We start from the raw sequence: 13,161 nt of genomic DNA, 5'->3' as shown, positions 1-13,161 counted from the left end.
CGCTGACGTCGGCGAGGCCGGAGGGCGGCTCACACCTCCGGCCGGTCACCCTCGCGCGGCGGGTCACCGTCGCGGCGGCGCAGGTCGTCCTCGCGCCGGCGCAGGTCCTCCTCCCAGCGGCGGAAGAGTTCCTGGTCGTCCTGCTTGGCGCGGTCCTGCACGGAGCGCAGGAACTCCGGGTCGTCGTCGGGGGCGACCGGCCGGGGGCGCTGCCGCTCGGCGGAGCGGTGGCCGCCCGACCAACCCTTGCCGGCGGCGGAGCGGGGCTCACGGCCGGCGACGAACCAGGCGATCGAGCCGACCAGTGGGAAGAACAGGATGATCAGCACCCAGGCGATCCGGGGCAGTGCGCGGATCTGGCCCTCCTCGGCGGAGAGACAACTGATCAGCGCGCAGACGGCGAGGGCGATCTGCACCAGGAAGAGAAGAACGTAAAGCCGGGCCATTGAGCAATCATGGCGCACCGAGTCCCGTCATCCCAGTCCGCGGAGCACCAGTAGCACTCCCAGTAGCGCGAGCACCACGGTGCCCGATGCGACCAGGGGCAGAGTTCGGCCCCCGGTGCGGGCCGGACCGGTGCCGGTGCTCCGGGGCCAACCGAGAGCCAGCAGGGCGCCCCACAGGAGCACGGTGACGCCGGCGATCAGCGCCCCGGTCGGGTCGCCCGTCGACGCGAGCCGGACGGCGAGCGCGGTCACCACGGTCAGCGTGAGCAGGGTGCGCCGCCAGGCCAGCCGGGTCCGCTCCGGTTGCAGCCCCGGGTCGCGTCCGGTGCTCACCGCCCGCCGATCGCCCGGACCAGGACGGCGACCACCAGCAGCACCGCGCCGGCGCAGACGGCGAGTGCGAGGATGGCGGGAAACCGGGACGCGGGCAGCTCCTGACCGAGCCGGATGGCTCGTTCGGTGCGTGCCCAGTGGTCCACCGCGCGGATCGCGACGGCGCCGCCGAGTAGCAGCAGCGCGACCGCGATCAGCTCCCGCAGGTGGCTCATCGGCAGGGGTGGGAGGAACTGCGCGACGGCCAGCCCGCCGCCGATGAGCGCCAGCCCGGTGCGTAGCCAGGCGAGGAAGGTCCGTTCGTTGGCCAGGGAGAACCGGTAGTCCGGCGGTTCGCCGACCGAGCGCAGCTCGGCGGGGTCGAACCACCGCCTGATCGCTTCCCACACGCTGGGAGATTATCCGCTTGTCCTGCGGCTTAGCCTGAGCCGGTGACCGACCTTGACGTGATGACGCTGCGTACCGCCTACGACAACCAGCTCCGTCCGGAGACCCCGGATCCGGTCCCGGCCGGGGTGACGGTGGAGCGGGACGGGCCGCTGGTCCGGATCTTCGGGCTCGACGCCGGTGGGTTCCTCACCTACCGCGACCTGGGCGGGTTGACCGGCGACGCGCTGGATGAGCTGATCGCCCGGCAGGTGGAGCTGTTCCGCGAGCGTGGCGAGTCGGTGGAGTGGAAGCTCAACGAGCACGACGAACCGGCGGACCTGGCGGACCGCCTGCGCGCCGCCGGCTTCGTGGCGCAGGACCGGGAGACCGTCGTGATCGGCCCGGTCGCGCCGCTGGCCGCCGCGCTGCCGGTCGCCCCCGAGGGGGTACGCCTGCGTGAGGTGACCTCCCGAGCCGACCTGGAGCGGATCGCCGCCATGGAGGAGGAGGTCTGGCAGGAGGACCGCTCGCACCTCGTGTGGGGGCTGGCCAAGGAGATCGACGCCGACCCGCACTCGATCACCGTGGTGGTGGCCGAGGCGGACGGGACGGTGGTGAGCGCCGGCTGGGTGCGTTTCCCGCGGAACACCGGCTTCGCCACCCTCTGGGGTGGTTCCACGCTGCCGCAGTGGCGCCGTAAGGGCATCTACCGGGCACTGGTCACGTACCGGGCGCGGTTGGCCGACCAGCGGGGCCGGACGCTGTTGCAGGTCGACGCCTCCGAGGACAGCCGGCCGATCCTGCAGCGACTCGGCCTCGTCGCGGTCACCACCACCACCCCGTACGTCTACACTCCGTGATCATGGAGCAGCGGTTGACGGACGAGGAGCGGCTGACCCTCAAGACCGGCGCCTTCGGCGCTGTCTTCCTGGTCTCCAACGCCGACCCGGGGGTGCTGGGGGTGATTCGGGAGAGCGTCGCCGCGTCCGATGCGCTCGCCGACGCCAGCGGAACGGTCAAGGAGGCGCTGACCACCGGTCCGCTGCCCCGGCTTCCCCGGGACTCGCAGTTGGAGATCGAGTCGGTGGTGCTGCCGGCGCTGCGTCAGGCGGTGCGGATCCTGCGCGAGAAGTCACCGCGGGACGTGGAGGCGTACCGCTCGGTGGTGTTGACCGCGGCGGACCGGGTGGCCCGGGCGCACGACGGGGTCGCGCCCGCCGAGGCGGCGGCCATCGACCAGATCCGGGGCGCGTTGGCCGAGCCGGCCTGACCGGGCCGCGCCGGTGAGCTGTGTCACTCGGAGCGCTTCGGGAGCGCAAGCTACTGGCAGGTAACATTGCGCCGTGGGCAACTGCACAGCAGCCCGCGGTTGACCTGGCGTCGACCGACGCGCGACGCTGCGCCCCATACCGGGCGAGCGAATCGCAACACCACACAGGAGGGTCGTCGAAGCGCGATGAATATCGTCGTACTCGTCAAGCAGGTGCCTGATTCGGGCGCGGACCGCAACCTGCGCAATGACGACAACACCGTCGACCGCGGTTCGGCGAACAACGTGATCAACGAGATGGACGAGTACGCCATCGAGGAGGCGCTGAAGATCAAGGAGGCGCACGGCGGCGAGGTCACCATCCTGACCATGGGTCCGGACCGGGCGACCGAGTCGATCCGTAAGGCGCTCTCCATGGGCCCGGACAAGGCTGTGCACGTGGTGGACGACGCCCTGCACGGTTCCTGCGCGGTGGCCACCTCGAAGGTGCTCGCCGCCGCGCTCGGCCAGCTCAACGCCGACCTGGTGATCTGCGGCGCCGAGTCCACCGACGGCCGGGTCCAGGTCATGCCGCACATGATCGCCGAGCGGCTCGGGGTCGCGGCGCTCACCGGCGCCCGCAAGCTCACCGTCGACGGCGCCACGCTGACCGTCGAGCGGCAGACCGAGGAGGGCTACGAGGTGGTCACCGCCTCCACCCCGGCCGTGGTCTCCGTCTGGGACACCATCAACGAGCCGCGCTACCCCTCCTTCAAGGGCATCATGGCCGCCAAGAAGAAGCCGGTGCAGACGCTCTCCCTCGCCGACCTCGGCGTCGCGACCACCGAGGTGGGCTTCGACGGTGCCACCAGCGCCGTGGTCGAGCACACCAAGCGTCCGCCGCGCTCCGGCGGCACCAAGGTCACCGATGAGGGCGAGGGCGGCGTGAAGCTGGTCGAGTTCCTCGCCACCGAAAAGTTCGTGTGAGAGCGGGTCTGGACATGTCTGAGGTTCTCGTCGTCGTCGAAGCCACCAAGGAATTCGGCGTCAAGAAGGTCACCCTGGAGATGCTCACCCTCGCCCGCGAGCTGGGCACCCCGAGCGCGGTGGTGCTCGGCGGCGCCGGCGCCGCGGAGGCGCTGAGCGCCAAACTGGGCGAGTACGGCGCGGAGAAGATCTACGCCGCCGAGGGTGACGAGATCGACGGCTACCTGGTGGCGCCCAAGGCCACCGTGCTGGCCGAACTGGTCATGCGGGTCGAGCCGGCCGCCGTGCTGTTGGCGTCGGCCCAGGAGGGCAAGGAGATCGCCGCCCGGCTCGCCGTCAAGCTCGACAACGGCATCCTGACCGACGTGGTCGGCCTGGCCGCCGACGGCACCGCCACCCAGATCGCCTTCGCCGGCTCCACCATCGTCAAGTCCAAGGTCACCAAGGGCCTGCCGCTGGTCACCGTCCGGCCCAACTCGGTCACCCCGAGCCCGGCCGCCGCCACCCCGGCGATCGAGCAGCTCACCGTGTCGGTCACCGATGCCGACAAGCTGGCCAGGGTCGTCGAGCGGGTCGCCGAGCAGAAGGGCCCCCGCCCCGAGCTGACCGAGGCCGGCGTGGTCGTCTCCGGTGGTCGCGGTGTCGGCAACGCGGACAACTTCAAGCTGGTCGAGGAGCTGGCCGACCTGCTCGGCGGCGCCGTGGGCGCGTCCCGGGCGGCCGTCGACTCCGGCTTCTACCCGCACCAGTTCCAGGTGGGCCAGACCGGCAAGACGGTCTCCCCGCAGCTCTACGTCGCGCTCGGCATCTCCGGTGCCATTCAGCACCGGGCCGGCATGCAGACCTCGAAGACCATCGTCGCGGTCAACAAGGACGGCGAGGCCCCGATCTTCGAGCTGGCCGACTTCGGCGTGGTGGGCGACCTGTTCAAGGTCGTCCCGCAGGCCGCCGAGGAGATCCGCAAGCGCAAGTGACCCCTGCCGGTACGCCGGCACCGCACGACGAGGGAGTGGCCGCCCAGAACCTGGGCGGCCACTCCTTTTCGTGAGAGCTGATCGGCGGGCCGGGGAGCTGAGCCGGCCTGCCGATCAGCCCGTCAGGGGGTAGCGGCAGCAGGGCATCGGGTCTACCACCCACGGTGCCGACCGGGAACATCTCCATCGTCGTCGGATTGATGAGCCAGATCTCCTAGTACCCCGGGACGCGCGGGAGATTCGCTACCTGCGGATGCAGTTGGCCGCCCTGGAGAACCAGGGCGTCCCCCTTGGCCGCCGCCGGGAGCTGGACCAGGGCGACCGCTGACCGCGACCGGTAGCGACGGGGAGGCCCACCCCGGCCGGGCCGGCCCTCACCGAGTCGCGCCAGTTCCGTGCGGGCGCCGATGCCCGGAGCGCCCTCCGGCATCCGGTCCCCGAGGTGTCGGCCGTAGGCTGGACGGTGATGGCATACCTGGATCACGCGGCGACGACTCCGATGCTCGATGACGCACTGGAGGCGTACGTCGCCACCGCCCGCGAGGTCGGCAACGCGTCCTCCCTGCACGCGGCGGGTCGGCGCGCCCGCCGCCGGGTCGAAGAGTCACGCGAGCGGGTGGCGGCGGTCCTGGGCGCCCGGCCGTCTGAGGTGATTTTCACCGGCGGTGGCACGGAGAGCGACAACCTCGCGGTCAAGGGCATCTTCTGGGCCCGCCGCGGGGCCGGTCCGGACCGCCGGAGGGTGGTCTCCAGCTCTGTCGAGCACCACGCGGTACTGGACGCGGTCGACTGGCTGGTCCAGCACGAGGGTGCCGAGGTCGGCTGGCTGCCAGTGGACGCCGCCGGTCGGCTCGACCCGGAGGACCTGCGCGCCGAGTTGGCCGCGCACGCCGACCGGGTGGCGGTGGTGACCGCGATGTGGGCGAACAACGAGGTGGGCACCGTCCAACCGGTCGCCGAGCTGGCTGCCGTCGCCGCCGAACACGGCGTCCCGTTCCACACCGACGCCATCCAGGCGGTCGGTCAGGTGCCCGTCGACTTCGGTGCCAGCGGGGTCGCCGCGCTGACCGTCACCGGGCACAAGTTGGGTGGCCCAGCCGGGGTGGGCGCCCTGCTGCTGGCCCGGGACGTGGCGGCCACGCCGCTGCTGCACGGCGGCGGCCAGGAACGCGACGTCCGCTCCGGCACCCTGGACACCGCCGGCATCGTCGCCTTCGCGGTCGCCGTCGAGGCGGCCGTGAAAGGCCAGCAGGAGTACGCGGCCCGGGTGGCAGCGCTCCGGGACGACCTGATCGAGCGGGTCCGCCGGGCGGTCCCCGAGGTGATCTACAACGGTGACCCGACCGACCGGCTGCCCGGCAACGCGCACTTCTCCTTCCCGGGTTGTGAGGGGGACGCTCTGCTGCTCCTTCTCGACGCCCAGGGCATTGCCTGCTCGACGGGGTCGGCCTGCTCGGCGGGGGTGGCCCAGCCGTCGCACGTGCTGCTGGCGATGGGCGCCGACGACGACCGCGCCCGCTCCTCGCTGCGCTTCTCGCTGGGCCACACGAGCACCCAGGCCGACGTCGATGCCCTGATAGCCGCGCTCCCCGCAGCGGTGGACCGAGCCCGCCGAGCCGCAGCCCTCCGCACCCCCCGCTAACCGTCCCCCGCGCTCCCGCCCGCCCCGCCCCGCCCCCTCCCCGCCTCGCGATCTTGCACTTTCGGTCGGTCATTCGTGCCGTATGTGGCATTTGTCGCAGCAGAAACCGCAAGATCGCGTGGGCGGGTGCGCGGAACTCCGTCCCTCAGGGGTTGACCCGACGGGGTGCGGGGGTGGGGTGGGCGGGTGGTCGGGGGTTTGCGGGGTTGGTGGATAGGGTTGTGGTGGGGGGAACGCGTGTGGGGGAAGGGAGTGGGCCGGTGAGGGTTCTGGCGGCGATGTCGGGCGGGGTTGACTCGGCCGTGGCGGCGGCGCGGGCGGTGGCGGCCGGGCACGACGTGACCGGCGTGCACCTGGCGCTGGCCCGAAATCCGCAGACCTATCGGACCGGGGCGCGCGGCTGCTGCACCCTGGAGGATTCCCGGGACGCCCGGAGGGCCGCCGACGTGATCGGCATCCCGTTCTACGTCTGGGACATGGCCGACCGGTTCCACGAGGACGTGGTGGACGACTTCGTCGCCGAGTACGCCGCCGGCCGTACGCCGAACCCCTGTCTGCGCTGCAACGAGAAGATCAAGTTCGCGGCGGTGCTGGACCGGGCGGTGGCCCTGGGCTTCGACGCGGTGGTGACCGGCCACCACGCCCGGCTCGGCCCGGACGGGCTGCTGCGACGCAGCGTCGACGTGGCGAAGGACCAGTCGTACGTGTTGGCCGTGCTCACCCGCGAGCAGCTGCACCGGTCGATGTTCCCGCTCGGCGACTCGACCAAGGCGCAGGTCCGCGCGGAGGCCGCCGAGCGTGGCCTGGCGGTGGCCGACAAGCCGGACTCGCACGACATCTGCTTCATCGCCGACGGCGACACCCGGGGCTTCCTGGCCGGCCGGCTCGGCGAGGCACCGGGCGACGTGGTGGACGCGAGCACCGGCGCGGTGGTCGGTAGCCACACCGGGGCGTACGCGTACACGGTGGGGCAGCGTCGCGGCCTGCACCTGGACCGGCCCGCCCCGGACGGGCGCCCACGCTACGTGCTCTCCATCACGCCGAAGACCAACACGGTGACCGTCGGCCCTGCCGAGGCACTGGAGGTGTCCGAGGTCCGCGCCGTTCGTCCGGTCTGGACCGGCGGCGCACGCCCGGACGTCCCGGTGGAGTGCGAGGTGCAGCTGCGCGCGCACGGCTCCGTGGTGCCGGCGACCGTCGCCCTCGACGGCGACCTGCTGCACGCCGAGCTGCGCCGGCCGGTACGCGGTGTCGCCGCCGGCCAGGCCGTGGTGGCGTACCGGCCGGACCCGGCCGGCGACGTGGTCCTCGGTTCCGCGACCATCACCGCCTGACCACGCGGCCTGGGTGTTCGCGGGATAGCCTTCGGCCGTGACAGATCAGGCGTGGCCCTGGCCGGCCGGCGCGGCAACCGGAATTGGTTCGCTGCCCGGCACCGACATCGGCGAGGCACAGCGGGTGGTTCTCGGTGAGCTGCCCGAGCTGCCCCACCTGCCCGAGCTGCCGGCACGTGGTCCCGGCGCGGACATGATCGGCCGGTCCGCCGGGCTGCTCGTCGAGCTGCCCGTCGAGCTGTACGCCGGGCGGTGGCGGGTCGCCCCGCGCCCGGGTCGTGACCTGCGCCGGGCCCGTGACCTGATGGAACGCGACCTGGACCAGCTCGCCGAGCAGGCCGAGGAGTACGCCGGGCCGATCAAGGTGCAGGCCGGGGGCCCGCTCACGCTGGCCGCCTCCCTGGAGTTGCCGATCGGTGGCCGCCTGTTGCGCGACCCCGGCGCGGTCCGCGATCTGACCGGCTCCCTCGCCGAGGGGCTGCGTGCGCACGTCGCGGCGGTGGCCCGGCGGCTGCCCCGGGCGTCGGTGCTGCTCCAGTTGGACGAACCGTCGCTGCCGACCGTGCTGGCGGGGCGGGTGCCGACCGAGAGTGGGCTGGGCGCGTACCGGGCGGTCGAGTCGGTGGACGCGGCGGCGCTGCTGCGCACGGTCGTCGAGGCGGTCGGCGTACCGACGGTGGTGCACTGCTGCGCCCCGGACGTGCCGCTGGAGCTGATCCGCTCCACCGGCGCGGTCGCGGTCGCCCTCGACCTGGACCTCGTCACCGAGCTGGACCCGCTGGGCGAGGCCATCGACGCCGGCCTCGGGCTGCTGGCCGGAGCCGCGCAGACCCGGCCGCCGGCCAGCGGCGCGCCGACCTCCGCGCAGATCGCCGACCGGGTACGCCAGCTCTGGGACCGCCTCGGCTTTCCCCGTCGGCAGCTCGCTCAGCAGGTGGTGGTCACGCCGGCCTGCGGTCTCGCCGGTGCCACCCCGCAGTACGCGCGGGCGGTGCTCGCCGCCTGTCGGGACGCCGGCCGGCGGTTCGCCGAGGACTGAGGTTTCCTGTCGTACCTGGTGGGCAGGATGACGGTCATGATTGGACAGCTGCGTTCAGTGGTGATCGACTGCCCGGATCCGCGGGCGCTGGCGGCGTTCTATGCCGAGCTGCTCGGGGTGCCGCTCGCCGGGGGTGAGTCCGACGGCGACGAGTGGGTGGTGCTGGGTGGCCCGCCCGGGCACCAGCCGCGCCTCGCCTTTCAGCGGGCGCTCAACCTGCGGCCGCCGGCCTGGCCCGATCCGGAGCGTCCACAGCAGTTCCACCTCGACGTGACGGTGGACGACATCGAGGCCGCCGAGAAGGCGGCGCTCGCGCTCGGCGCCCGACGGTTGCCCGGTGAGGGTGAGGGTTTCCGGGTCTACGCGGATCCGGCGGGTCACCCGTTCTGCCTCTGCTGGGACTGAGCCTGGCATCGGTTGCGGCGGCCGGGCATCATGGCCGCCGTGATCCACACCTCTGTGCTGCGTGCCTCCGGCTCGCTCTTCGGCCTCGCCTACGGTGACGCGCTGGGCAAGCCGACCGAATTCCTGACCGTCGCCGAGATCGAGCGCCGGTACGGCCCGACCGGTCCGCGTGAGCTGTCCGGCGAGCCGGCGCTGGTCACCGACGACACCCAGATGGCGCTGGCGGTGGGCTGGGCGCTGCACGAGGCCCCGTCGCTCACCCCGGAGGCGGTGGAGCCGCTGCTGCGGGCGCGCTTCCTGGCCTGGGCGATCAGCCCGGACAACAACCGCGCCCCGGGCATGACCTGCCTGCGCGCCTGCGCCGAGCTGAGCCGTGGGCTGCGCTGGCAGGACGCGACCGTGGTCGGGTCGAAGGGGTGCGGGGCCAACATGCGGGTCACGCCGGTCGGGTTGCTCGACGTGGACCTGGACACGCTGGCCGGGTTGGCCCAGTTGCAGGCCGGGTTGACCCATGGCCACCCGACCGGGCTCGCCGCCAGCGAGCTGACCGCGTACGCAGTCCGCGCCCTGCGCGGGGGTGCCGCGCTGCCGGAGCTTCCGGCGGTTCTCACCGAGCGGGCGTTGGCCCAGCGTCTGGTATATCGGGAGCAGTGGCTTGGCGACCTCTGGCGGCGTGCCGGGGCCCGCACCCCGGAGGCGTTCATCGCGCAGGGCTGGGACGAGTGCCTGGCGGTGCTGCGCCGACTGACGAACGCTCTGGGGCAGCCGGGCGACAGCGGCGACCCGTGCCGGGTCACCGGTGAGGGCTGGGTGGCCGAGGAGGCGCTGGCCACCGCGCTGCTCTGCGCCGTACGACATGCCGACGACCCGGTCGCGGCGCTGGCCCGGGGTGCGACCACCGCCGGCGACTCCGACTCGATCGCCGCTCTGGCCGGCGCGTTCGTGGGCGCGGCCGTCGGGATGGCCGCCTGGCCGTCCGGGTGGGTCGACCGCATCGAGTACGCCGACCAGCTCGCCGCGCTCGGCGCCGCCTGGGACTGACCCTCGGTCCCTGGCCTGCCGTCGCTGTCCCGCCCGTCGCCGGCCCGCCGAGCTGACCCGCCCCTCGGCCTGGTCTGCCTGGTCGGCCGGCCGGGACAGCCAGCGTGATCGACTCGGTTTCCCGGAAGGCGCGGCGTTGCTGGGCCGCGGACACCCCGGGTTCCGGTAACCCGAGTCGATCATCGCAGTGGTCGGCCGTCGGCCGTCGGCCGTCGGTGGTCGGTGGTCGGCCGGCCGGACGGTCAGCTGGTGGGCAGGTGGCGCAGGCTGCGGACCTTGCGCCACAGCTCGGGGTCGCAGTGGCCGGCACGGTCGGCGAAGGCGGCCGAGCTGATCCGGGTCGGCTCGGTGAGGCTCAGATAGCTGTCGTGCTCGGCACCGGGGTCCCAGTCCCGGGTGGGGATCCGCACGTGGTCGTCCCGGTCGCTCTTGTCCTGGCTGGTGATCTTCAGGACGTCGGCGCCCCGGGAGTCGGCGCGCAGCACCAGACAGGGCCGCACCTTCGACCCGCTGCCGTCGGCGTACGGCACGTCGGCCCACCAGATCTCGCCCGGCGCCGGGGCACCGGACGCCCGGTCGGTGTCGCGCGAGCGGGGCTTGGCGGTCGGCCGATCGGCGCCGTGCGGGCGCGACGTGGCGGGCCGGTCGGCGCCGCGTGGCCGGGGCGGGGCGGGACGACGGCCGCCGGTACGCGCCGTGGTGCCCCGGCCCGGCCGGGTGCCCGCACGTCGGCTGGTCACCCGGTGTCGCCAACTGTTCCACGCCCAGCCGGCGGCCACCGCCAGCAGGATCGCCACCGCCCAGAGCAGCGCCTCGGGCATCGGTACCTCCGCCTCCGTGCGACACGCGGGCCGCTTCGTCCGGCGATCCTCGCACGCCACGGTCCACCGCGCCCGGCAGCACTCCGTCAGTCTCGATCACCTGATGCGGAGTAACTGGACTGGCCCGTCGACGACTGCTGAGCATCACGTGATCACGAAATGCGCCGGAGGCGACGTCGCTGCGAGCGCGGGTGGGCGACGGATTGTCAGCCCGGCCCGATACCGTGCCGGAGTAGCGTGATCAGGGAGGTCGCAGGCGTGTCCGAAGGTGGCGGGGTGTCCGAGGAGCAGATCGGTCAGCAGGTCAGCCCGGCTCAGGAGGCGGCGGCCGGCGTGGAGCCGCCGCCGCAGGCGCGCGAGCGGCACGCCACCCTCAGCCGTGACTTGACCGAGCATCAATACCGCTACTACGTGCTGGACGCGCCGACCATCGCCGACGCCGAGTTCGACCGGCAGCTGCGCGAGCTGGAGGCACTGGAGGAGGAGTTTCCGGGGCTGCGCACGCCCGATTCGCCGACCCAGCGGGTGGGCGGCACCTTCTCCACGGACTTCACCCCGGTCACCCACGCCGAGCGGATGCTCTCGCTGGACAACGCCTTCGCCGACGAGGAGTTGGCAGCGTGGGCCGAACGGGTCGAGCGGGACGCCGGTGGTCTGGTGCCCTATCTGTGCGAGCTGAAGGTCGACGGGCTGGCGATCAACCTGACCTACGAGGGCGGCCGGCTGGTCCGGGCGGCCACCCGGGGTGACGGCCGCACCGGTGAGGACGTCACGGCCAACGTGCGCAGCATCCGGGACGTGCCCGGCCAGCTCACGCCGTCCGACGAGTTCCCCGACGTGCCCGAGTTCCTCGAGGTGCGGGGGGAGATCTACTTCCCGGTGGCCGCGTTCGCCGACCTCAACGCGGGTCTGGTGGAGCAGGGCAAGGCGCCCTTCGCCAATCCCCGCAACGCCGCCGCGGGCAGCCTGCGGCAGAAGGACCCACGGGTCACCGCCTCCCGACCACTGCGCCTGGTGGTGCACGGCATCGGCGCCCGCCGGGGATTCCAACCCACGGCCCAGTCCGAGTCGTACGCGGCGCTGAAGGCGTGGGGGCTGCCGACCAGCGACCGGTGGCGGGTCGTCCCAGATCTGGCCGGTGTGGCGGAATACATCGCCTACTACGCCGAGCACCGGCACGACGTCGAGCACGAGATCGACGGCGTGGTGGTCAAGGTCGACCCGGTCTCCATCCAGGGTCGACTCGGGTCGACCAGTCGCGCCCCGCGCTGGGCGATCGCCTTCAAGTACCCGCCGGAGGAGGTCACCACCAAGCTGCTCGACATCGAGGTCGGTGTCGGGCGCACCGGCCGGGTCACCCCGTTCGCCGTGCTGGAGCCGGTGCACGTGGCGGGCTCGACGGTCGCCCAGGCCACCCTGCACAACGCCCGTGAGGTGGAGCGCAAGGGCGTGCTGATCGGCGACACGGTGGTGCTGCGCAAGGCCGGCGACGTGATCCCCGAGGTGCTCGGCCCGGTCGTCGACCTGCGTCCCGCCGACGCCCGTCCGTTCGTGATGCCCACCACCTGCCCGTCCTGTGGCACCCCGCTCGCCCCTGCCAAGGAGAGCGACGTCGACATCCGCTGCCCCAACACCCGCAGCTGCCCGGCGCAGCTGCGGGAGCGGGTGTTCCACCTCGCCGGCCGGGGCGCGTTCGACATCGAGGTGCTCGGCTACAAGGGCGCCGGGGCACTGCTGGACGCGCAGATCATCACCGACGAGGGCGACCTCTTCCAGCTCGACGCCGAGCAGCTGTCCCGGTCCCCGTTCTTCGTCAACAAGGACGGCACCCTGGGCAGCAACGCGGTCAAGTTGCTGGACAATCTGGCGGTCGCCCGGGAGCGCGAGCTGTGGCGGGTGCTGGTGGCACTCTCCATCCGGCACGTCGGCCCCACCGCGGCCCGGGCGCTCGCCCGGCACTTCCGCTCGATGGACGCCATCGACGCGGCCACGGAGGAGGAGCTGTCCTCAGTCGACGGGGTCGGGCCGACCATAGCCGCCAGCCTCCGGGAGTGGTTCGCGGTGGACTGGCACCGCGAGGTCGTCCGCAAGTGGGCCGAGGCCGGCGTACGGATGGCGGAGGACGTGATCGACGAGGGGCCGCGCCCGTTGCAGGGGTTGACGGTGGTGGTGACCGGCACGCTCGCCGGTTTCTCCCGGGACCAGGCAGCCGAGGCCGTGGAGACCCGGGGTGGCAAGGTCAGCGGGTCGGTCTCCAAGAAGACGAGCTTCGTGGTCGTGGGGGACAACCCCGGGTCCAAGGCCGACAAGGCGGCCAGCCTCAAGGTGCCGGTGCTCGACGAGGACGGGTTCCGGCTGCTGCTCGACCAGGGTCCGGACGCCGCACGGGAGGTCGCCCAGCTGGGCGGCTGACCCGGCTGGCGGCTCGATTCGGCGACTGGCCGCGCATACCAACTTAATTACGACTACGACCGATTCGTGACTGTCATACCGGGAAACCCGGGGCCGAGGGCGTTTCATT

14 protein-coding genes are annotated in these 13,161 nt (G+C 72.8%); 10 read left to right on the top strand and 4 right to left on the bottom strand.

Features of this window, described 5'->3' with window-relative positions:
* Positions 1 to 29: 29 nt before the first annotated feature.
* The 3 genes from ACQEUX_RS19010 to ACQEUX_RS19000 are packed head-to-tail and all read right to left on the bottom strand — an operon-like array spanning position 30 to position 1,168.
* Positions 30 to 446: a PLD nuclease N-terminal domain-containing protein gene (locus tag ACQEUX_RS19010; protein WP_433049315.1), complete on the bottom strand. Its 417-nt coding sequence runs from the start codon at positions 444 to 446 to the stop codon at positions 30 to 32.
* 27 nt (positions 447 to 473) lie between these two features.
* Positions 474 to 779: a DUF202 domain-containing protein gene (locus ACQEUX_RS19005; protein ID WP_433049312.1), complete on the bottom strand. Its 306-nt coding sequence runs from the start codon at positions 777 to 779 to the stop codon at positions 474 to 476.
* Positions 776 to 1,168, bottom strand: a complete 393-nt coding sequence (locus ACQEUX_RS19000) for a YidH family protein (RefSeq protein ID WP_433049309.1) — start codon at positions 1,166 to 1,168, stop codon at positions 776 to 778. Before ACQEUX_RS19000 ends, ACQEUX_RS19005 begins: the two co-directional genes overlap by 4 nt.
* A gap of 42 nt (positions 1,169 to 1,210) precedes the next feature.
* Here ACQEUX_RS19000 and ACQEUX_RS18995 point away from each other — a divergent pair, with 42 nt between their 5' ends.
* The 9 genes from ACQEUX_RS18995 (at position 1,211) to ACQEUX_RS18955 (ending at position 9,819) form a co-directional block, all read left to right on the top strand.
* Positions 1,211 to 2,008 carry a GNAT family N-acetyltransferase gene (locus ACQEUX_RS18995; protein WP_433049306.1) on the top strand — a complete coding sequence of 266 codons (798 nt, stop codon included), beginning with the start codon at positions 1,211 to 1,213 and terminating at the stop codon, positions 2,006 to 2,008.
* The gene (locus ACQEUX_RS18990) at positions 2,005 to 2,418 is read left to right on the top strand and encodes a hypothetical protein (RefSeq protein WP_433049303.1); all 414 of its coding nucleotides are present in this window, start codon (positions 2,005 to 2,007) and stop codon (positions 2,416 to 2,418) included. Before ACQEUX_RS18995 ends, ACQEUX_RS18990 begins: the two co-directional genes overlap by 4 nt.
* Positions 2,419 to 2,604: 186 nt before the next feature.
* Entirely contained in the window at positions 2,605 to 3,384 is a 780-nt protein-coding gene (locus ACQEUX_RS18985; RefSeq protein ID WP_433049300.1) for an electron transfer flavoprotein subunit beta/FixA family protein, read from the top strand.
* A 14-nt stretch (positions 3,385 to 3,398) separates the two neighbouring features.
* On the top strand, positions 3,399 to 4,358 hold the full coding sequence (locus ACQEUX_RS18980; RefSeq protein ID WP_433049297.1) for an electron transfer flavoprotein subunit alpha/FixB family protein: 960 nt from the start codon (positions 3,399 to 3,401) through the stop codon (positions 4,356 to 4,358).
* A gap of 466 nt (positions 4,359 to 4,824) precedes the next feature.
* Positions 4,825 to 6,000 (top strand): cysteine desulfurase family protein, encoded by a 1,176-nt coding sequence (locus tag ACQEUX_RS18975; protein ID WP_433049294.1) that lies wholly within the window; start codon positions 4,825 to 4,827, stop codon positions 5,998 to 6,000.
* Positions 6,001 to 6,260: 260 nt separating this feature from the next.
* Positions 6,261 to 7,334 (top strand): tRNA 2-thiouridine(34) synthase MnmA, encoded by a 1,074-nt coding sequence (mnmA, locus tag ACQEUX_RS18970; RefSeq protein ID WP_433049291.1) that lies wholly within the window; start codon positions 6,261 to 6,263, stop codon positions 7,332 to 7,334.
* A gap of 37 nt (positions 7,335 to 7,371) precedes the next feature.
* On the top strand, positions 7,372 to 8,373 hold the full coding sequence (locus ACQEUX_RS18965; RefSeq protein WP_433049288.1) for a methionine synthase: 1,002 nt from the start codon (positions 7,372 to 7,374) through the stop codon (positions 8,371 to 8,373).
* Between the two features lie 36 nt (positions 8,374 to 8,409).
* Positions 8,410 to 8,778 (top strand): VOC family protein, encoded by a 369-nt coding sequence (locus tag ACQEUX_RS18960; protein ID WP_433049285.1) that lies wholly within the window; start codon positions 8,410 to 8,412, stop codon positions 8,776 to 8,778.
* Positions 8,779 to 8,808: 30 nt separating this feature from the next.
* Complete coding sequence (locus tag ACQEUX_RS18955) at positions 8,809 to 9,819, top strand: ADP-ribosylglycohydrolase family protein (RefSeq protein WP_433049282.1); 1,011 nt, start codon at positions 8,809 to 8,811, stop codon at positions 9,817 to 9,819.
* 242 nt (positions 9,820 to 10,061) lie between these two features.
* Here ACQEUX_RS18955 and ACQEUX_RS18950 read toward each other — a convergent pair whose 3' ends face one another.
* Positions 10,062 to 10,640, bottom strand: coding sequence for a type II toxin-antitoxin system PemK/MazF family toxin (locus tag ACQEUX_RS18950; protein WP_433049279.1), 579 nt, complete (start codon positions 10,638 to 10,640; stop codon positions 10,062 to 10,064).
* Between the two features lie 276 nt (positions 10,641 to 10,916).
* On the opposite strand from ACQEUX_RS18950, the gene ligA reads away from it, so the two are divergent.
* The gene (gene ligA, locus ACQEUX_RS18945; RefSeq protein ID WP_433049276.1) at positions 10,917 to 13,052 is read left to right on the top strand and encodes an NAD-dependent DNA ligase LigA; all 2,136 of its coding nucleotides are present in this window, start codon (positions 10,917 to 10,919) and stop codon (positions 13,050 to 13,052) included.
* The last annotated feature ends 109 nt before the right edge of the window (positions 13,053 to 13,161 follow it).

The sequence above is a fragment of the Micromonospora sp. CA-259024 genome, from assembly GCF_050936255.1.
GTDB lineage: Bacteria > Actinomycetota > Actinomycetes > Mycobacteriales > Micromonosporaceae > Micromonospora.
Note: the sequence above shows the minus strand (reverse complement) of the source record. Positions and strands in the feature narration are given on the sequence as shown.

What these genes read in the sequence shown, in the direction of transcription:
- ACQEUX_RS19010 (WP_433049315.1), bottom strand. Translation starts at nt 446, where the DNA reads ATGGCCCGGCTTTACGTTCTTCTCTTCCTGGTGCAGATCGCCCTCGCC.
- ACQEUX_RS18985 (WP_433049300.1), top strand. Translation starts at nt 2,605, where the DNA reads ATGAATATCGTCGTACTCGTCAAGCAGGTGCCTGATTCGGGCGCGGAC.
- ACQEUX_RS18955 (WP_433049282.1), top strand. Translation starts at nt 8,809, where the DNA reads ATGGCCGCCGTGATCCACACCTCTGTGCTGCGTGCCTCCGGCTCGCTC.
- ACQEUX_RS18950 (WP_433049279.1), bottom strand. Translation starts at nt 10,640, where the DNA reads ATGCCCGAGGCGCTGCTCTGGGCGGTGGCGATCCTGCTGGCGGTGGCC.
- ACQEUX_RS18975 (WP_433049294.1), top strand. Translation starts at nt 4,825, where the DNA reads ATGGCATACCTGGATCACGCGGCGACGACTCCGATGCTCGATGACGCA.
- ACQEUX_RS18960 (WP_433049285.1), top strand. Translation starts at nt 8,410, where the DNA reads ATGATTGGACAGCTGCGTTCAGTGGTGATCGACTGCCCGGATCCGCGG.
- ACQEUX_RS18980 (WP_433049297.1), top strand. Translation starts at nt 3,399, where the DNA reads ATGTCTGAGGTTCTCGTCGTCGTCGAAGCCACCAAGGAATTCGGCGTC.